The 18,206-nt window shown below is 61.5% G+C and carries 20 protein-coding genes, 3 tRNA genes, 1 other RNA gene and 1 riboswitch; of the genes, 9 read left to right on the forward strand and 15 right to left on the reverse strand.

The window, feature by feature from the left end:
• Window positions 1–60 precede the first annotated feature (60 nt).
• Entirely contained in the window at window positions 61–1,260 is a 1,200-nt protein-coding gene (locus LMT64_RS09415) for a glycosyltransferase (RefSeq protein WP_126351894.1), read from the forward strand.
• Window positions 1,261–1,357: 97 nt separating this feature from the next.
• Here LMT64_RS09415 and LMT64_RS09420 read toward each other — a convergent pair.
• Together LMT64_RS09420 and rpsO are read right to left on the reverse strand one after the other, a co-directional pair.
• Window positions 1,358–1,442, reverse strand: a tRNA-Leu gene (locus LMT64_RS09420).
• Between the two features lie 235 nt (window positions 1,443–1,677).
• Window positions 1,678–1,953: a 30S ribosomal protein S15 gene (rpsO, locus tag LMT64_RS09425; RefSeq protein ID WP_126351895.1), complete on the reverse strand. Its 276-nt coding sequence runs from the start codon at window positions 1,951–1,953 to the stop codon at window positions 1,678–1,680.
• Between the two features lie 155 nt (window positions 1,954–2,108).
• Here rpsO and LMT64_RS09430 point away from each other — a divergent pair.
• Together LMT64_RS09430 and ffs are read left to right on the forward strand one after the other, a co-directional pair.
• Window positions 2,109–2,193 (forward strand) — tRNA-Leu (locus tag LMT64_RS09430).
• A 102-nt stretch (window positions 2,194–2,295) separates the two neighbouring features.
• Window positions 2,296–2,395, forward strand: an RNA gene (gene ffs / locus LMT64_RS09435) — signal recognition particle sRNA small type.
• Between the two features lie 154 nt (window positions 2,396–2,549).
• On the opposite strand, the gene moaC is transcribed toward ffs, so the two are convergent.
• From moaC to LMT64_RS09455, 4 genes are all read right to left on the reverse strand, one after another.
• A complete protein-coding gene (gene moaC / locus LMT64_RS09440; RefSeq protein WP_267869768.1) occupies window positions 2,550–3,074 on the reverse strand; it encodes a cyclic pyranopterin monophosphate synthase MoaC in 525 nt (174 codons plus the stop codon).
• Entirely contained in the window at window positions 3,071–3,727 is a 657-nt protein-coding gene (locus LMT64_RS09445; RefSeq protein ID WP_126351896.1) for a DUF177 domain-containing protein, read from the reverse strand. Before LMT64_RS09445 ends, moaC begins: the two co-directional genes overlap by 4 nt.
• Before the next feature lie 74 nt (window positions 3,728–3,801).
• Window positions 3,802–4,860, reverse strand: coding sequence for a glucose-1-phosphate thymidylyltransferase (locus LMT64_RS09450; RefSeq protein ID WP_126351897.1), 1,059 nt, complete (start codon window positions 4,858–4,860; stop codon window positions 3,802–3,804).
• A gap of 106 nt (window positions 4,861–4,966) precedes the next feature.
• Window positions 4,967–5,041: transfer RNA gene (locus LMT64_RS09455), tRNA-Glu, on the reverse strand.
• Between the two features lie 280 nt (window positions 5,042–5,321).
• Here LMT64_RS09455 and LMT64_RS09460 point away from each other — a divergent pair.
• The 4 genes from LMT64_RS09460 to LMT64_RS09475 all read left to right on the forward strand — a co-directional run bounded on the left by LMT64_RS09460 (window position 5,322) and on the right by LMT64_RS09475 (window position 9,319).
• The gene (locus tag LMT64_RS09460; RefSeq protein WP_126351898.1) at window positions 5,322–5,525 is read left to right on the forward strand and encodes a hypothetical protein; all 204 of its coding nucleotides are present in this window, start codon (window positions 5,322–5,324) and stop codon (window positions 5,523–5,525) included.
• A 234-nt stretch (window positions 5,526–5,759) separates the two neighbouring features.
• Window positions 5,760–6,680 (forward strand): hypothetical protein, encoded by a 921-nt coding sequence (locus tag LMT64_RS09465; RefSeq protein WP_229253190.1) that lies wholly within the window; start codon window positions 5,760–5,762, stop codon window positions 6,678–6,680.
• Between the two features lie 257 nt (window positions 6,681–6,937).
• Window positions 6,938–7,321: a Fur family transcriptional regulator gene (locus tag LMT64_RS09470; protein WP_126351899.1), complete on the forward strand. Its 384-nt coding sequence runs from the start codon at window positions 6,938–6,940 to the stop codon at window positions 7,319–7,321.
• Window positions 7,322–7,795: 474 nt separating this feature from the next.
• Window positions 7,796–9,319: an alanine/glycine:cation symporter family protein gene (locus LMT64_RS09475; protein ID WP_229253191.1), complete on the forward strand. Its 1,524-nt coding sequence runs from the start codon at window positions 7,796–7,798 to the stop codon at window positions 9,317–9,319.
• A gap of 97 nt (window positions 9,320–9,416) precedes the next feature.
• On the opposite strand, the gene LMT64_RS09480 is transcribed toward LMT64_RS09475, so the two are convergent.
• The 7 genes from LMT64_RS09480 to LMT64_RS09510 form a co-directional block, all read right to left on the reverse strand.
• Window positions 9,417–10,331: a bifunctional 5,10-methylenetetrahydrofolate dehydrogenase/5,10-methenyltetrahydrofolate cyclohydrolase gene (locus LMT64_RS09480; RefSeq protein ID WP_126351901.1), complete on the reverse strand. Its 915-nt coding sequence runs from the start codon at window positions 10,329–10,331 to the stop codon at window positions 9,417–9,419.
• Between the two features lie 128 nt (window positions 10,332–10,459).
• A complete protein-coding gene (purH, locus tag LMT64_RS09485; protein WP_126351902.1) occupies window positions 10,460–12,013 on the reverse strand; it encodes a bifunctional phosphoribosylaminoimidazolecarboxamide formyltransferase/IMP cyclohydrolase in 1,554 nt (517 codons plus the stop codon).
• A gap of 88 nt (window positions 12,014–12,101) precedes the next feature.
• Window positions 12,102–12,188: riboswitch (ZMP/ZTP riboswitch) on the reverse strand.
• A 52-nt stretch (window positions 12,189–12,240) separates the two neighbouring features.
• The gene (locus LMT64_RS09490) at window positions 12,241–12,813 is read right to left on the reverse strand and encodes a hypothetical protein (RefSeq protein ID WP_126351903.1); all 573 of its coding nucleotides are present in this window, start codon (window positions 12,811–12,813) and stop codon (window positions 12,241–12,243) included.
• 86 nt (window positions 12,814–12,899) lie between these two features.
• Window positions 12,900–13,148, reverse strand: coding sequence for a membrane protein insertion efficiency factor YidD (yidD, locus tag LMT64_RS09495; RefSeq protein ID WP_126351904.1), 249 nt, complete (start codon window positions 13,146–13,148; stop codon window positions 12,900–12,902).
• A complete protein-coding gene (gene rnpA, locus LMT64_RS09500; RefSeq protein WP_126351905.1) occupies window positions 13,145–13,627 on the reverse strand; it encodes a ribonuclease P protein component in 483 nt (160 codons plus the stop codon). The genes yidD and rnpA overlap by 4 nt, the downstream gene beginning before the upstream one ends.
• Window positions 13,628–13,639: 12 nt before the next feature.
• Window positions 13,640–13,786 carry a 50S ribosomal protein L34 gene (gene rpmH, locus LMT64_RS09505; protein ID WP_126351906.1) on the reverse strand — a complete coding sequence of 49 codons (147 nt, stop codon included), beginning with the start codon at window positions 13,784–13,786 and terminating at the stop codon, window positions 13,640–13,642.
• 261 nt (window positions 13,787–14,047) lie between these two features.
• Complete coding sequence (locus LMT64_RS09510; RefSeq protein ID WP_126351907.1) at window positions 14,048–14,617, reverse strand: 5-formyltetrahydrofolate cyclo-ligase; 570 nt, start codon at window positions 14,615–14,617, stop codon at window positions 14,048–14,050.
• Between the two features lie 148 nt (window positions 14,618–14,765).
• Between LMT64_RS09510 and LMT64_RS09515 the strand changes: the two genes are divergently transcribed.
• Both LMT64_RS09515 and LMT64_RS09520 read left to right on the forward strand, forming a co-directional pair.
• Entirely contained in the window at window positions 14,766–15,215 is a 450-nt protein-coding gene (locus LMT64_RS09515) for a response regulator (protein ID WP_126351908.1), read from the forward strand.
• Window positions 15,216–15,375: 160 nt separating this feature from the next.
• The gene (locus LMT64_RS09520; protein WP_126351909.1) at window positions 15,376–16,206 is read left to right on the forward strand and encodes a DUF72 domain-containing protein; all 831 of its coding nucleotides are present in this window, start codon (window positions 15,376–15,378) and stop codon (window positions 16,204–16,206) included.
• 7 nt (window positions 16,207–16,213) lie between these two features.
• Here LMT64_RS09520 and LMT64_RS09525 read toward each other — a convergent pair whose 3' ends face one another.
• Together LMT64_RS09525 and dusA are read right to left on the reverse strand one after the other, a co-directional pair.
• Complete coding sequence (locus LMT64_RS09525; RefSeq protein WP_229253455.1) at window positions 16,214–17,023, reverse strand: DUF817 domain-containing protein; 810 nt, start codon at window positions 17,021–17,023, stop codon at window positions 16,214–16,216.
• Window positions 17,016–18,014 carry a tRNA dihydrouridine(20/20a) synthase DusA gene (gene dusA / locus LMT64_RS09530; protein WP_229253192.1) on the reverse strand — a complete coding sequence of 333 codons (999 nt, stop codon included), beginning with the start codon at window positions 18,012–18,014 and terminating at the stop codon, window positions 17,016–17,018. Before dusA ends, LMT64_RS09525 begins: the two co-directional genes overlap by 8 nt.
• Window positions 18,015–18,206: the final 192 nt, after the last annotated feature.

Below are 18,206 nucleotides of genomic sequence, written 5' to 3' on the forward strand. Positions count from 1 at the left end.
CTGCATGGAGAGGGATTTTTTTGGCCCTTTGCCCTCCAACTTCTGCCTTAGACTGTTCGGGTGCGTATCGGGATCGTCACCGCCACCTATCCCCCCTCCAAGAATGGGGTGGCCACCTCAACTGCGCTGTTTGTGCGTGGCTTGCGGGCGCTTGGGCATGATGTGCGGGTATTTGCCCCACGTCACCCGGCCCAGCATCGTCGCCCCGACTGGGCCGAAGAAGGCGAAGTGTATCGCCTGCCCACATCCTTCCGGGCCGCACAGTTGCTGGGAGCTCCAGCGGATTATCCGGTCTTGTTGCATCCCCGCTCTCTGACCCGCCGCCTGCCGCTGGACGATCTGGACGTCCTGCACACCATGCACCCTTTCCTGGCGGGAAGACTGGCGCTGGACTGGTCCCGCCGCTCGGGTGCGCCGGTGGTGTACACCGCCCACACCCAGTACGACCAGTACCTGCACTACTCACCTGTACCGCCACGGCTGGCCGCTCCAGCCATGCGGCGGCACATCGTCCAGTTTGCGTCAGAGGTGTCCGCCGTGCTGGCCCCTGGGCAGGCGATGCATGGCATGCTGCGCCGTTACGGATTTCAGGGCGACGTCCAGATTTTTCCCAATCCGGTCGACCTCTCGGCTTTCCGCGAAACCGACGGCTCGCCGCTAAACGGCGCTGCCTTCCGTCAACAATTCGGACTCTCCGAAGCGGCGCCACTGGCGATGTATCTGGGACGCCTGGCCCCTGAAAAGAACCTGACTGTTCTGCTCAGCGCCTTTGCACAGGCCCGGCAACAACGCCCAGAGCTGCGGCTGGCCATTGTTGGGGACGGTCCCAGTGCCACCGATCTGGCGCGGCAACTGCCTGAAGGCGCCCTGATGACTGGCGGACTGCCCTACGCGCAAGTGCCGCGCGCGCTGACGGCTGCCGACGCCTTCGTGACTGCGAGCACGTCTGAGGTGCTGCCCATGAGCATGATTGAGGCGTTGGCCGCCGGTGCCCCACTGGTCGCCGCCCGCAGCCCTGCTGCTCTGGACCTGGTGCGTGAGGGCGAAAATGGCAGTGTGACTGATCCCACCCCTGGCGCTCTGGCTGCGGGTCTGCTCCGCACCCTTGACCCTGCCCGGCTCCCTGCGCTGCAAGTGGGAGCCACCCAGAGTGCCGAAGCCTACGATCTGCGCCTACGTGCCCAGGCGTTGGCCGACCTGTATGCCGGGCTGGAACGCCGTCCCACATCCTTCAAACGCGCTCGCCTGCAACCGTTTTAGGGGCCTCGCTGCTTTCGCAGGATGGTGCCAGGACTAGAAAAGCGAAGCTGGCGAACCAAAAAAATCCCCCCTCCAGATGGAAGGGGAATTTCTTTGATGGTGCCGAGGATGAGACTTGAACTCACACGCCTTGCGGCACTAGTCCCTGAAACTAGCGCGTCTACCGATTCCGCCACCTCGGCATTATCGGCTGATCCACCAAGTGCGCTCTGGCACTCTTCCGTAAATCAGGCTCGCTTACTTTACAGGTCATGGCCTGGGCTGTCAAGTGGGACGCTTGCGGTCATCACCAACTCCCAGAACATGCCTCTATGCCCACAAGCGAAGGCGGCCAGCTGTGCGCAGGGCATGCGCCACAATTATTAAAAAGACCAGCCTCGCGGCTGGCCCAATTCAAAATGCAGAGAATGCCTGGGATTATTTGACGATGCGTTGACCGCGGCGGATGCCCAGCTTGTCGGTCAGGGCGATGTAGCCGTCGTAGTCCTTGCGCTCCAGGTACTTCAGCAGGCGGCGGCGCTGACCGTTCAGCAGTTGCAGGCCGCGCTGGCTGTGCTTGTCTTTCTTGTTGGCCTGCAGGTGCTGGCTGAGGTTGTTGATACGGGCGGTCAGCAGAGCAATCTGCACCTCGGTGCTGCCGTTGTCGCCGTCTTTGCGCTGGTTGTCGGTAATCACTTGTTGCTTGTCAATCATTGGAAATTCTCCCTTGTTGGATGTCCCGTCTGGCCCAGCCGGAGAAAACCTCCACCACACCAGCGGCAACGGCCAGAGTAGCACGCGCTCCGCAGCTCCCACAAGGCCAGTACCTTGACTTCGGCCTGGACCACCCCTATCATTTTAAGGCCCCTGCTGGGGTGGCGGAATTGGTAGACGCGCACGCTTGAGGGGCGTGTGGTTCACACCGTGTGGGTTCAAGTCCCATCCTCAGCACCACAGGCGATGTACGCCCACCCCCCTCGGGTGGGTTTTTTCGTGTCTCTTAAGCTTGAAAGCATTTGTCAGCTGGCCCAAACCTGTGCTACTCTCTGCGGTGCATTGCCAGCGCAGCGCGGCGGGCGAAATCTGAACCTGGTCAGAGTCGGAAGGCAGCAGCCATAAGGGTTATCGTTCGGGTGCCGCTGCTTACTGGCAGTGCTTTTTTACTGCTCATTTGCAGCATTCAATGACGCCCCAGATGGGAAAGTCATCACAACGAAAAGAGGTGAATCCCAGATCTGGATTTACCTCTTGCTTCCTTTTGTGGTTGTAGGTGGTGGAGGCGTCAGCTGAACAGGCAATGGCTGCACTTCCTATTTTTCAGCTGATGGCTTCTCGTGGCCAGACTCAGTCACGGCGCTCGGCAAGTCATCTACGCGGTAATCTCCGCTCTTGCCTCCGGACTTGTGCAGCAAGCGGATACCGTCGATCTGAACTGCTTTGCTGACAGCCTTGAGCATGTCGTAGACGTTCAGCGCAGCTACGCTCACGGCCGTTAGGGCTTCCATCTCAACTCCGGTTTGGCCCCCCGTCCTCACCGTGGCCACGATCCTGACCCCTTGCGGCTCCAGGGTCAGGTCTACGCGACTGCCGGTGATGGGCAGGGGATGGCACAGCAGCACCAGATCAGCCGTACGTTTGGCCGCTTGAATCCCCGCCAACCGCGCCACGGTCAGCGGATCACCTTTAGGAGTGGTGCCCGATTCTAGGGCTGCGCGGGCCTCGGGCGGCAGGCGTACCCAGCCTTCCGCAGTGGCTTCGCGGACCGTGACAGCCTTCTGCGAGACATCCACCATCTGCGGTTGCCCACTGCGGAAGTGGGTCAGCTTAGTGCTCAAGAGCGCTTGGCCCCACGGTCTAGGTCGGGTTCTTCGTCAGCCTCCTCTTCGGCAACACTGTCTGGCAAGTCCAGACCGCGCAGCGCCGCAAAAGGACTGTCGGCGGCGTCGGCCAGAATCTGACGGGCCTGTGCTTCGTCCTCAATCGGTACAGCGGCGACGTGTTCACACAGGGCTTCATTCAGGTCCTGGCCGCAGACTTGGCACAGCCCCTTGCAATCAGGCGAGTGCAACACCACCAGGGGCACGCTGATCAGTGCCGTCTCTGCCAGGAAGCCGCTCAGGTCCAGCAGCGGCTCGCCGAACATCAGCAGTTCTTCGCCGCTTTCGGCTTCTTCGATGTAGGGTTGCTCCACGGAGGGATCAAATCGCATCAGCATCCCCAGGGGCAGGTCCAGCGGTAGCTCGACCGGGCGCAGGCAGCGGGCACACTCGGTATTCAGCGTGGGCTGGAAGTAGCCCTGAAGGTAAAAGTCGTCGCCGCCAACGCCGTTGATATCTACGCGGTATGGGGCTGGCTCAGCAAAGGTCAGCACCTGTGGGCCGCCCTGCTCATAGCGAAGTTCCTGCACTTCGCCTTCGGCGTGGGCGTCTTGCCCGGTCCGCAGCAACTGGCCCAGGTGAACTTGTGGCAGAGGAGTCTGATCGGTCATGGGGTCATGATAGGGCGCTGACCCGCAGCAAACTGCGCCGGGCAGCACGCTGAAAGGAAGATAAATGCCTCACCTCAGGCCAGTTCGATCACACTGGCATCCGAGATGGTCAGCTTGTGCGTACGCGGCACAGTGCGCCCGCCACGGACCTGGGCACGTAAGCCGATCAAGCAGTCCTGCAAACGGGTCGGCAGATTCAGGATCTTGGCTTCGGCGTCCACCACCGAGTGCTCTACTTCGGCCCCACGGATCTCGGTATGATCGCCAACGCTGGTAAATGGCCCGATGTAAGCGTCTTCAACCACCACATGTTCCCCCAACAGCACTGGACCCACAATCTTGCTACGGACGACCCGCGAGGTGGCGGGAATCTGCACCCGCCCTGTAATGCGGCTCTCTTCAATATGGCCGTCACAGACCGTTTCCAGACGCTCCAGCAACAGACGGTTGGCATCCAGCAGGTCTTCGGGGCGGCCCGTGTCTTTCCACCAGCCCTCTACCTTCTGTCCCATCACAGATTCACCCGCCTCAATCAAGACCTGGATGGCATCGGTGATTTCATACTCGCCACGGGCAGAAGGGGATAGATTTGTCAGTGCTCCAAAAAAACGTGGTGTAAAGCAATAAAACCCGGCTACCGCCAGATTGCTGGGAGGATTTTTCGGCTTCTCAACCAGTCGAATGATCTGCTCACCGTCCATCTCGGCCACGCCGAAGGCTGTAGGGTTGCTCACTTCGACCAGCGCGATCAGCGCTTCGGCCTGTGATCGCTGAAACTGCTCCACATAAGGCGCGATGCCCCGCTCAAACAGATTGTCGCCCAGGTAAACACAGAAATCACTGTCCCCGACCCATTCACGGGCGGTCAGGACCGCGTGTCCCAGCCCCAGCTGTTGGTGCTGATTAATCAGCTCAATCTGCATGTCACTGATCTGCTCGGTGACGTGCGCGATCTCGTCACGGGTGATATCCGATACCACCACGCCCACCTCACGAATGCCAGCGGCCCGCAAAGACGCGATGGCGTGCTGAATGATAGGAGCACCCGCTACCCGCAGCACTGGTTTGGGACGGGTAAAGGTCAACGGACGCATCCGGGTTCCCAGGCCAGCAGCGGGAATAATGGCTTTCATTCTGCGCAGTGTAGTGCATCACGATTTGGCCATGAGGGCCCAAATTTCTCATCTCCGTCACAGAAATGCCGCATAAAAAAACCTCCGCCGAAGCGGAGGAAATTTCTGGTGACCCCAACGGGATTCGAACCCGTATCGCCACCTTGAAAGGGTGGTGTCCTAACCGTTAGACGATGGGGCCACACGCACAGCATTAAGCATGGAGATGCAGAAGCTGCCTTTCAAGGGGGTGCCATGCAGGCACCGCAAAATAGTAACACGGCTTTGTGGGAGCGTCAATAGCCTGGCCTGAACATCAGGCAATACAAGGCACCTACAACTAAAACTGCAACCAGAACAGTATTTTCTGCAGTCACATGGGTGGGTTGCCGCAGTCGTCTGGCCAACCCACCCTTAGGTTTGCCCGCCCAATGCAGTACCCAATGGGACCAAAAGACCACGCTGTAGTCATATTGTGAGCTATGGACTTCAACTCCTGGAGACCCACAGACACGGCGCGGCGCTTCGCCATCATGTTTGCGGTCAGCGTAGGCACCTTTGCATGTATAGCCGCCTGGTTGGCCTATGAGCAGGCTATCTGGCTGGCCCTGTTGATTGGTGTGCTGGTGGCGGCTGTGGTCTATGGACCCCTGTATCTGGGCCTCAAGCTGTACTTTGAGCGCTGAGTGCTCCCTCAGTGGTCCTGTTCCCACAAACACAGCGCAATCCGCTTGGTTAATGGATCACTTCGCTGTACCACCACGCGGCGAAAGATGGTGCAGGGCCACAAAATGAGGTTGGGGGCCGCAGTAGACCCAAGCAGGGCAGTGGTAGACTGGAAGCCACTGCCGCCTTGCCGTTAACAAGGAGAGAAAGACCTACACCGAATTCGGACCTCTGGGGGCAGGAAAGGAACTATCATGACCGATCACGACCAGAGCCAGCAGGCCAACGAGCCGCAGAACACCGCTCAGAGCGCTGCACAGCAAGACGATATGCCGCAGGAAGTGCGTGACGTACTGCCCGAACTGGAGGGCGAGATTGACGAGGACCAGGTGCTGGACGCCCAGGATGAACTGGAAGGCGACCTGGAGAGCGAAGACGACACAGATACCGAAGATACGGTGGCGCTGGAAGGCCATTGGGAAACGGCTGACGCCGAAGATGACGATGCCGAATACATTGATGTAGACGACCTGCTGGCCGTGATGGGTGACCTGCGCGAAATGCTGGAAGCTCAGTCGAAGGAAATTCGTGGTCTGCGCCGTGAGATGCGTGACCTGCGCGACTCCATGGGCATCAACCGTTCAGGTGGTTTCCGTCCCCGCGACGACCGTGGCGGGCGCGACGGTGGCGGCTTCCGTCCTCGTAACGACCGCGACTTCGGCGGACGTGATGGTGGTGGACGTGACGGTGGCTTCCGCCCCCGTAATGACCGCGACTTCGGCGGACGTGATGGTGGTTTCCGCCCCCGCGACGACCGTGGTGGGCGCGACGGTGGTGGCTTCCGCCCCCGTAATGACCGCGACTTCGGCGGACGTGACGGTGGTTTCCGTCCCCGCGACGACCGTGGTGGGCGCGACGGTGGTGGCTTCCGCCCCCGTAATGACCGCGACTTCGGCGGACGTGACGGTGGTTTCCGTCCCCGCGACGACCGTGGTGGGCGCGATGGTGGCGGCTTCCGTCCCCGTAATGACCGCGATTTCGGCGGACGTGATGGTGGTGGTCGTGACGGTGGTTTCCGTTCCCGCGACGAAGAGGCCTCCGCACCTGAAGAGACTGGCTTCCGCCCCCGCGCCCGTGCCGATCGTGGCTGGGGCAACCGCAGCGGCGAAGAATAAGCTCTCCCTTCTTCTCTCCTACTGAGGGGAGAGGAGGGAAGCGAAAACGCAAAAGTCAGACGACTGTGTAGAGTTTCTCCTCAGTCGTCTGACTTTTATCTTTACCCTATGACCCTAGTGCCAGCCTAGAAGCTTTACAGGCAACAGTCCGCCTGGCACAGCTCTGCTAGCTTGGGGGCTATGAAACGACCCTACCCTGAGTTGTGCCTCCTTGACCCAGCTGCCATGACAGCAAAAGGCCAGCAGGGGCTCGCAGCATGACCCGCACCACCCAGCAGCGGGAAGTCATTGCCATGGTCATTGATGAAGCGGAAGGTCCACTCACTGTGCCGGAGATTCTCAGCCGGGCACAGCAAACTTTGCCGCGGCTGGGTATTGCTACGGTCTACCGAACCCTCAAGCTCCTGACCGAACAGCACCAGATTCAGGCAGTGGCGGTAGATGGGGAGTCACACTATGAGCGTACCGGGCAGGGCCACCACCATCACTTTGCCTGTGGGCAATGTGGCCGGGTCTTCACCCTGCACATCTGTCCAGTAGACCTACCTACCGGCACCGTGTTTGCAGGTGGGTTCGAGGTGGAGCGCCACGAAGTGACCTTATATGGCACCTGCCCTGACTGCCGGGTACAGCGCAACTGAGACAACCAGACCAATCACCTCCAACGAGAGCAATTGCTTCCCCAGATGGAGGCCCCAGCGCATGTGTTGGGGCCTTTATCTATAGCTCTTGTCCCCGGAGGCCATCACCCACCCGGCCACCGACCTCCACCAGAGCTTCGGCAGCTGCATAAATAGACCGTATATTCATACCCGAGATAAATGATCGTTCAGAAATCGCCCCGATCAGTTGACAAGTTGCCCCACGCAACAAAATCAGCCATACAAACATTTGACCGAAACCCCTCTATCTCATCATATTCACATCATTCAGCATCTTTATTCATTCATGATAAGAATCTCAATTCCGCCAAGAATAGCTGTTCATTAGCGGGCGAGTGACTGACGGTTGGGAGTAGAAGTACTTCCATTCGGGTGCTTCGCCGTGGTCTGAAAGTAGCTTTCAGGTCCCTGTACCAAAGAGCGTCCCCGACAGAACGACTAAGGAGGATCTATATGAGCAGACTGGGTAACTTTCTCTTGGCGCTGAGCGTCGCTGCTTCCGGCTTGGCTGCGGCAACGCCTGCCGCTGCGACCGGACTGGACGACCGCATCAACGCTGCTCTGTCTCCGATCAGCAACGCGGTAGCCAGTACCGTGTTTTATTCGGTGCCGATTGGCGAGGCATCACTTCCTCTGATCGTGGTGTGGTTGCTGGTGGCGGCCATCATCTTCACGCTGTATCTGGGCTTTATCAACCTCAGTGGCTTTAGACACGCGATTGACATTGTTCGCGGCAAATACGACAACCACTCCAATGGTCCTGGCGAAGTCAGCCACTTTCAGGCACTGACGGCAGCCGTCAGTGGCACGGTGGGCCTGGGCAACATTGCCGGTGTGGCCGTGGCCATCAGCCTGGGGGGACCTGGCGCAACGTTCTGGATGATCGTCGCTGGCCTGCTGGGCATGACCTCCAAATTCGTGGAGTGTACCCTGGGTGTGAAATACCGCCGTCAGAACCCGGACGGCAGCGTTTCGGGCGGCCCGATGTTCTACCTCTCACGCGGTCTGGCTGAGCGCGGTCTGGGGAGCCTGGGTGCTGTGTTGGCCGTATTATTCGCTGTTGCCACCATTTTCGGCAGCTTGGGCGGCGGCAACATGTTCCAGAGCAACCAGACCGTACTGCAGCTGATCTCCATTACGGGCGGCGACGCCAGCCCCCTAGCTCCCTACAAGTGGCTGCTGGGGATTGCCATCGCCCTGATCGTGGGCGCAGTGATTATCGGCGGCATCAAGAGCATCGCGAATGTGACCGATAAGCTGGTGCCGTTCATGGCCGGCCTGTACATCATCGGTGCCCTGATTGTGCTGGCCATGAACGCCAGCGCCATTCCAGCCGCTTTCGCCTCCATCTTCTCTGGTGCCTTCACCCCACAGGGCATCACCGGCGGCGTCATTGGCGTACTGATTCAGGGGATTCGCCGCGCCACCTTCTCCAACGAAGCCGGCATCGGTTCGGCAGCCATCGCTCACTCGGCCGTGAAGACGGACCGTCCTGTGACTGAAGGTTATGTTTCTCTGCTGGAGCCGTTCATTGATACTGTCGTTATCTGCACCATGACGGCACTCACCCTGGTCGTCACTGGCGTGTACACCAACCCCGACCTGTCGGGCGTCACCATGACCAGCGCCGCTTTCGGCAGCGTGATCCCTCAGATGACCTGGTTCGTGACCCTGGCTGTTATCCTGTTCGCGATCAGCACCATCATCACCTGGTCCTACTACGGCACCAAGGCCGTGGCTTACCTGACCAACGAGAACAAGACGGCCATCCTGGTCTACCAAATCCTGTTCCTGGTGGCGACGATCATCGGTGCCAGCATGGACCTGGGCGCGATCATCGACTTCTCCGACTCCATGATCTTCATCATGTCCATCCCCAACATCATCGGTCTGTACCTGCTGATGCCAGTGGTCAAGCGTGAACTGGACGAGTACCGCGCTGACCTGCAGGCCGGACGTATTCAGCGCACTGGCTGAACCTCTGCCCGCCAAGGGCTGGTACCGGAAAGAACTCCCGCAACCATCTCTGGTGCGGGAGTTCTTTCCGGTGGTGCTAGGACCGTCAGGCAGCAGGTTAGTCCAGAGCTTTACGGCACCCCAGGTCAATGACAAAGTCTACCGGTTCCTCGCCGCGCTGCAGTTGTACGGCCCGCACCAGGTTCTGGTACATCAGGGCACTGGTCAGTGGACCTACGCCACCCGGCACTGGAGTGATGGCCCGCACCTTATCGGCCACCTCAGGGGCTGCGTCGCCCACCACTCCACTGTCGGTCACGTTAATGCCGGCGTCCACCACCACCTGATGGGGCTGGACCTGCTCCGGCGTTAGCAGGCCACGTACGCCCACCGCCACCACCACTGCGTCCTGAGGGCGCAACACTTCGGCCACATCACGGCTGTGCTGATTGATGACCGTCACAGTCGCGCCCGCATTGTTCAGCATCCAGATCAGCGGGCGGCCCACCGTGCGGCCCGGCCCGATCACGGCGATTCGGAGCCCATGTAGATCGTCATTGAAAGCCTGCCGCAGGAAATAGCGGACCGACCTGGGCGTGGGGGGCAGCAGGGCGGCATGTTCCTGGCCGGCGGCCACCCGCGAGAGGTTGGCCGGAGTCAGGCCCTCAATGTCCTTGCGGCGGGTCAGGTGCAAGAAGGCGTCCCCAGCATCCAGTCCCGGTGCCAGCGGGAATTCCAGCATGATGCCGTGAACCGAACTGTCCGCCGAGAGCTGCTGCAAGGTGTCTTGCAACTCGTCTTGGGAAGCGTTTGCACCCAGGTCCATCAGGCCATAAGTGACGCCCAGCCGTTCGGCGCGGTGGGCTTTGCTCTCGGCATAGACCAGCGACGCCGGATCATCCGAAGCCAGTACACTCACCAGCTTGGGACGAAATCCCTCGGCGGCCCAGTCCTTCATGACGGCACGGACCTGGGAAGTGACCTGATCGGCGAGGGGCCTACCTTTCAGCAGTACCGTATCTGAAGTTGTCATGTCCTTTTACTATGCCGCAGACCGGGCGGCGCGTGTAGCTGCAGCCCGGTGAAGGACGGTCAAGTCCAAGCAGAAACGCGCCCCATAGCTGATGTGCTGGGGCGCGCATCACCAGAATCTACTCCGGCTCAGTGACGGAAATGGCGTGAGCCGGTCATCACCATGCTCAGGCCCAGTTCATCGGCGGCGGCGATCACTTCAGGGTCACGCTTGGCTCCACCCGGCTGAACGACGGCCCGGACCCCGGCCTGCGCGGCCAGACGCACCACATCGTCAAAGGGGAAAAAGGCCTCAGAAGCCATCACTGCGCCCTGGGCGTTCTCAGCCGCATTGGCCACAGCACGTTCAGCGGCCCAGATGCGGCTGACCGCTCCTGCACCGATGCCCACCGTCACGCCGCCCCGCGCCAGCACAATGGCGTTGGAGCGGGCAAACTTAGCGGTAACCCAGGCGAAGCGTAGATCTCGCCACTCCTGCTCACTGGGCTGCGCTGCCGTGACCACCTCCGGACACAGGTCGTCCCACTGCCGGGTGTCACGCTCCTGCACGGCGAAGCCGCCGACCAGCGGCCGGACATCCAGCCCAGTTACCGGGGCAGCAGCGGCCTGCAAGACCCGCAGGTCAGGCTTTTTGGCCGCGAACCAGGCCACCGCTTCGGCACTGACCTGCGGCGCAATCAGCACCTCCAGAAAGGTCCCATGGAAGCTCTGAGCCGCTTCCAGATCCACCGGGTGGCTGACCGCCACCACACCACCAAAGACGCTGAGGGTATCCGCATCACGCGCCTGGGTCCAGGCCTGGGTCACGCTCTCGCCCAGAGCCACGCCGCACGGGTTGGCGTGCTTGACGGCCACACAGGCCACGGCGCCCGCTTGCGTCTGCGCCAGTTCGCGGCACAGCGCCCAGGCGGCGTCAGCGTCGGCATAGTTGTTGAAACTCATCGGCTTGCCGGACAGCACCTGCGCGTCCAGTACCGGGCCGCGTGCCTCGCCCCAGCGGTAGACTGCACCGGACTGGTGGGGGTTCTCGCCATACCGAACCTCGTGCGCCCTATGCAGTTCCAGCGTGATCTGGCTGAGCAACTCCGGCTGTGGTGCGTCTGTCTCCGCACTCAGATAGGCGGTGATCGCGGCGTCATAGTGACTGGTATGCGCGTAAGCTTTGGCGGCCAGGCGGCGGCGGTCCTGAACAGCGACCTCCGGCTGCAGGGCCAGCGGGTAATCGGCCGGGTCCACCAGAATCAGCACATCCGCATGGTTCTTGGCCGCTGAGCGGATCATGGCCGGGCCACCAATATCAATGTTTTCAATCACTTCGGGGTCGGGCGCACCCCGCGCTACCGTTTCCCGAAAGGGGTACAGATTGACACATACCAGATCAATCGGGCCGATGTTATGGGTCTCCAGTTGGTCCAAATGACCAGGTTCGCGGCGGGCCAGGATACCGCCGTGGACGGCTGGGTGCAGCGTCTTGACCCGGCCATCCAGCATCTCAGGAAACCCAGTGAGGTCACTCACGGCACGGGCGGGCAGGCCAGCGTCCAGCAGCACTTGCAGGGTGCCGCCGGTACTGACAAGTTCCCAGCCCCCCTCATGCAGGGCGCGGGCAAAATCGGTGATGCCGGATTTGTCGCTGACCGAGAGCAGGGCGCGTTTTTGGGCAGATGGATTCTGGGCAGTCATGGAAAACCTCCGTGAAGAAAGGACGAAAGAGCCGTAGGCCTACAACAAACGGACGTTCCCCTTATCCCCACACAGAGGAGAAAGAAGAACGTCCGGCCCAGGCGCGCGGCCCATATGAGTCCTCTTGCAGCTTCCCCGTGGTAACCCACGTTTCGCGCCAGTCGCTGCAGTGTCGCCGCCCAGTGTAGCAACCCGTGACCCTGCCGGGCCTACGCGACCTACTTCATTCAGACCGAGTTGCCCGACCCATCGGGGTTGGGACTGACGGTGCTGCCAGTGTCTAGGCCCGCCGCCTGACTGATCTGGCCGCCCGAACCCATCAGCTCGTCCAGTTGGGCCAGCACTTGGCGCTCCTTGTCGTTGATCTGCTCGCCGCCCATGCCCAGGAAGCCGCCCTCTTTGGCCGCTTCAGCCACACGCTGGGCCACAGTTTGCAGCATGGTGCGGTAGCTCTGGGCTTCTTCGGGGCTGGCTTTACTGTCCACCAGATACAGGGCCTCGCGGACCCCTTGCAGGGCGCGGCTCACGGCCTCTTCCATATTCTTGATGCGGCCTTCGCTGTCTTGTTGCAGGCCCTCGGGCGGACCGGCCACCAGGTCGGCAGCAATGGCTTCCAGCAGCGGCGTGCGGGGTTCTTTGCCGACCTCCTCACGCACGCCCTTCACGATGGCGCCCATCTCGGCAATCAGGCCAGTGACACCGCTGGGGCTGGCCGCCACGATGGCCGATCCGGCGTTGCCTGCACCGGTCATCACTTTCATCCACTCTTCGCTGCTGAATTGGGATTTGATGTTGGTCATGACGTCAGCCTAAGCTGGCACATTGGCCGAATGGTTGAGAAAAATCAGGAATGTGTTTAGACAGACCATCTGGGAGCGGGGCGTCCTCAGCGTCGGGGGGGCCACTCGTCCGGCACCGGATCGAAGCCGCCTTTGAACAGAGGGCTACACCGGAAAAAGCGCCAGAAAGCCAGCCAGCTGCCCTTAAGCGCCCCGTGCCGCTTCAAGGCCGTGACCGCGTAGCTGGAGCAGGTCGGCGAGAAACGGCAGGTCGGCGCAGGCTTACGCGGGGACAGTTCGCGCTGATACCAGCGGACCGCCCGGATCATCAGACCTGCAAGTGGGGATGGAGTCATGGCTTCTCCCTAGAGGGGCGACTCTTCTTGGCGCGTGCCTGCTTGCTCTGGGCCGCCACCCGCGCAGGAACCTGTGCCATGACCCCGGCCAGAGCCGCTTGCAGCTCGTCAAAGGGAGTCCGCAGCACCTCTGCCGTCGGGAACAGAATGCCCCGGCAAGGCGGTAACAGCTGAGCATGAGGACTGTTTGGCAGCGTCCGCAGGGCTTCACGTACCCGGCGGCGCACGCGGTTACGCTGCACGGCACTTTTCAGCACCTTCTTGGGCACCACGATGCCAATGTGCGCAGCAGGCTGCCAGGGCTGACCATAGCGCGGACGGTAATCCGTCACCTTGAGACTGAACAGGTCGGTCCGCAGGTTCACGCCCAGACGCCGAACCCGCCGAAATTCACGCTCACCCTTAAGTGCACGCAGCGCCACCGCACGCTTTCGCGGGGTGGCGCTGGGAACCTGGTTGGGCAGAGATTCACTGCTCATACCAGGTGTGAATTATTGCTCGTCGCTGACGGTCAGGCGAACGCGGCCCTTGGCGCGGCGGCGGGCCAGGATGTTGCGGCCAGCCTTGGTCTTCATACGGGCGCGGAAACCGTGGGTCTTGGCGCGTTTACGGCGGTTGGGTTGGTAGGTACGCTTCATGAATTCTCTCCTCGGGCTTTCGCCCTGCTTGGATTTGCAGGTCTGGCGCTGAACGGCCTGTGCTGGGCAGCAACTTGCCTGGCTTCCCCACCTGCGGGGGTCTTTAGGGCAGCGGTGGCCCTGCTGGGTGCCCTGGTCCGACCCCGCCTGGGCAGGGGACTCGTGAGGGCAAACTGGAAGAGAATATCACACCCCAGCCTGGGACAGTATCACTTCTCTCAAGCTCCTTGCCTCGCCTGGCCTGAGGGCAACACAGATCTTCTAACGGTCCAGTGGCGGCACGCGCAGAGTTTCAGCTTCGGTCACGATCCAGTCCAGCGGTACATCATGCGGTTCACGCGGGACCTCGTCCAGCAGCAGCGCCGCAAAGGTGACTCCGATTTTTGGGCCGGTATAACCCTCCAGGAAACGGTCATAGAATCCACCTCCGTAGCCCAGGCGAATGCCCCGGCGGTCAAAGGCAATGCCCGGAAGCACCACAGCGTCTACCTCACTGCTATTTATCTGGGGAGTATCTCTAGGGGGCTGCATGACCCCCACGGGGCTGCGCTCGGTGGCGGTGTTCCACTCGTGCAGGGTGAGGCGGCGCTCCGGACGCACGCGTGCGCGGGTCGTCAGCAGCCTGAATTCGCTGCCCAGGCTGCGCAGGTCCGGCTCCCCGTTCAGGGCGTGATAGGTCAGCACCGTACCGGCCCCGAGTTCACGCAGCAACGACGTGACATGCTGTGCCACTGCGCCGGAACGGTCAGGCTGCTCAGCGCGTAACTTAAGCGCCCAGCTGCGCCACATGGGTTTGGGATCACTCAGGACCGGCGGCAGATCATGACTCATGCCAGCCATCATGCCAGAGAGCGGCGGATATACAGATGCACCCTCTCAGACTTGTCACAGCGCTGACCTGCAGATGATACACTTATAAAGATTTTATATAGGTGCCGACACGCTGGTCGGTCCAGCTACAGGGAGCAGGGGAACAAGAATGCCGACTACAGATCAGATCAAGCGCTACATCCTCCTGGTGGATGATGATGCCAATGACCGCGAACTGGCACAGATTGTCATCACGGAGTTGGCGCAGGAAGCCGGCGCGCACCCAGAAGTGCGGATCATGTCCAGCGGCCAAGAGGCCCTGGAATTCCTGAAGACCCACGCGCAGGAGACCGACCAGCTTCCTGACGTGGTGTTGCTGGACCTGAACATGCCGCAGATGGACGGCTTCAGCGTGCTGCGGGCCATCCGTGAGAATCCAACCACCTCGACCCTGCCCGTGGTGATTCTCAGCACCAGCCGCGAGCGGGCTGATGTGCAGCAGTCCTATGCCCAAGGTGCCAACGCTTATGTGGTCAAACCTCTGGAATACGACCACTTCCGCCGCACCATCTCCAGCGTGATGGAGTTCTGGACTGGGCAAAACCAAGTCAACCGCTAGAGACCGTTCAGAGAACCGTGGGGCTGAGTCATCCCCACAGTTCTCTAGGGTGTGCGAGTAAAGCGAAGACAGAAACGTCAGGCGCCATACGCATTTTCTGGATCATTGCTAAGGGCCAGGATCACCCGGGCGCACTGGCAGGAGCGGCATACTGCAGGGCATGAACATTTGGCTGGGCTGCGGCGGCTACTCGAATACCGAATGGGCCGAAGAAGGGCTGATCTATGAGGGCGTGCGCAAAGATGCCTATTTGGAAGTGTATGCCCAGCACTTCAGCGCCGCAGAGCTGAACAGCTCCTTTTACGCCATTCCGGGCCTCAAGGCGTTTGAAGGCATGGTGCGGCGCGCCGCCGGGCATGACTTCCGCATGGCGGTCAAACTGAACAAGGTCTTTACCCATGACCGCGCTCCACAGGACGCCGACTTTGACCGGATGCTGCAAAGCCCTGAGCCGCTGCGTGAAGCCGGGATGATGGGGCCTTATTTGGCGCAGTTCCCGTATTCTTTTCACCGGACCCGCGACAACCGGCTGTACCTGGCCGAATTGACTGAGCGCTTTGCCGGGCATGAACTGGCCGTGGAACTGCGGCACGGCAGCTGGGATATTCCCGAAGTGCGCGGGGGCATGGCCGACTACGGCGTGATCTGGGTCAGCCCCGACTATCCGCCAGTGGGCGGAATGCCTGAGCCACAGGTCCATGTCACCGGTGAGGTGGGCTATCTGCGGCTGCATGGACGTAATGAGGGCAGCTGGTGGGAAGGCAGCAGCGCCGCCGAGCGCCACGACTACCGCTACACCCGCGCCGAAATGGACGAATGGGCTGAGAAAATTGCTCTAGTGGAGGGTGAACTTAGCGAGTTGTATGTGTTTTTCCAGAACACCACCAAAGGTCACGCCCTGCACAATATTCCGATGCTGCGTGAGGCGCTGGAGGCCCGTGGACTGCGGGTGATCACCCCGAACCCGGCAGATACCGGGCGGTTGCTGTAACCCCTGCCTAGGCGCTGGCGTCCAGCCGCGCTTCGATGCGCTTGAGGCTGGAGACGATCAGAAAAGCCACAATGACCATGAGCGTCCAGGCCAACCACTTGCCCCAGTCCACCAGTGCCCAGCCGTCCGCCTGATGGGGATAGACCCAGGCCCCCAGCAGCGTGCCCAGGTTCTCGGCAGCGTATACAGCCAGTCCGATCAGCCCAAAGCCCAGCAGCAGCGGCATCCGCAGGCGCTCACCGCGGAGGCTGAAGTCTACCCAGCTGCGGGCATAGGCCAGCGCGATCAGCCCGGCGATGAGCCAGCGCAGGTCGGGGCCAAAGTGGTGCGTGAAAAAGTTGAGATAGGCGGCCCCCGCCAGCCCCGCCTGCACCGCGAAAGGCGGCGGGCGCCCAATGAATAGCTCCAGCCGCCGCCAGGCCTGTGCCATATAACTGCCTACACTGGCATACATAAACCCGGCGTACAGCGGCACACCGCCCACCACGCTCAGGCCCGCCGCGTCGTAAGACCAACTGCCCTGGTTCACCTTGAAGACTTCCAGCGCGAACCCCAGCAGGTGAAAGAGCAGCAGCGCGGCGACTTCACGCCAGGTTTCGAAGCGGGTCAGCAGCAAGGTCGCCTGCACCGCCAGCACGCTGACCAACATCAGGTCGGCGCGGGCCACCCCCCAGGCGGCCAGCGGCAGTGCATCGGTGAGTGCCAGCAGCCCCACAACCAGAAAGGCGAACAAGCAGCACAGAGCCTGTACCCGCACAAAATCCAGCAACAGGATCCAATGAGGCACATGCCCTGCCCCACCCAACCGCTTAATCACGGGCGTCAAGGGCCTCATCCGGCACGCCCGCCAGTGCCTGGTCCAGCACGTCCAATCCGGCGTCCTTGCGGTGACCCAGTTCGCTGAGGGTCCGCTTATAGTGCCGCGCCCCCGGTTGCCCGGCAAAGAGACCCAACGTGGACTTGGTGAGGTGGTGGAAGCTCTCGCCGCGCTCTAGGCCCGCCGCCACATAAGGACGGAAGCGGGCCATCACCTCGCGGCGGGTGGCCCTTGGCGTCTCGGCACCGAAGATGCGCCGGTCCACATCGGCCAGCAAGTAGGGCGTCTGGTAAGCAGCGCGGCCCACCATGACGCCGTCGGCCCAGGTCAGATGCTCCTGCGCCTCATCCAGCGTGAGGATGCCGCCGTTCAGTGAGATGGTCAGCTCCGGAAAATCTCCCTTAAGGCGCTGCACCCAGTCGTAGCGCAGCGGCGGAATCTCGCGGTTTTCTTTGGGGGACAGGCCCCTCAGCCAGGCTTTGCGGGCATGAACGATGAAAGTCTGACACCCGGCCTCTGCCACGGTTGCCACGAACGCGCACAGTTCCTCGTAGCTCTCCTGGTGGTCTATGCCGATGCGGTGCTTGACTGTCACCGGCAACTGGGTGGCCCCGCGCATGGCCTCTACGCTACGGGCCACCACGTCCGGCGTACCCATCAAGCAGGCCCCAAAGGCTCCGCTCTGCACCCGGTCGCTGGGGCAGCCACAGTTCAGGTTCACCTCGTCATAGCCCCACTTTTCGGCCAGAGTGGCGCATTCTGCCAGCGCCTGCGGGTCACTGCCACCCAGTTGCAGCGCCACTGGATGCTCGGTGTCTCCAAAGTCCAGATGCCGCGCCTGATCGCCATGCAGCAGCGCGCCCGTCGTGACCATCTCGGTGTACAGCAGCGCCTGGGTGGTCAGGCAGCGGTGAAAGGCGCGGCAGTGCCGATCGGTCCAGTCCAGCATGGGCGCGACGGAAAAGCGGTGTGGGGCAGGGCGAAGACTCATGCGCCCTGCAGTGTAAGGCAGGGATGTGGCTGCGGAATGTCCGTAGGCCACACAAGGCCCACATGGGCAGCAGCTACGCCGCCTGGCATGCACCGAACATCTAGCAGTGGGCCGCACTTCTCTCTGAGGCGCTCACCATTCATGAAATGATTGAAAGAGCACTGTTAGACCGGGCACGGCAGGCTGAGCCTC

It is taken from the genome of Deinococcus radiophilus, assembly GCF_020889625.1.
GTDB lineage: Bacteria > Deinococcota > Deinococci > Deinococcales > Deinococcaceae > Deinococcus > Deinococcus radiophilus.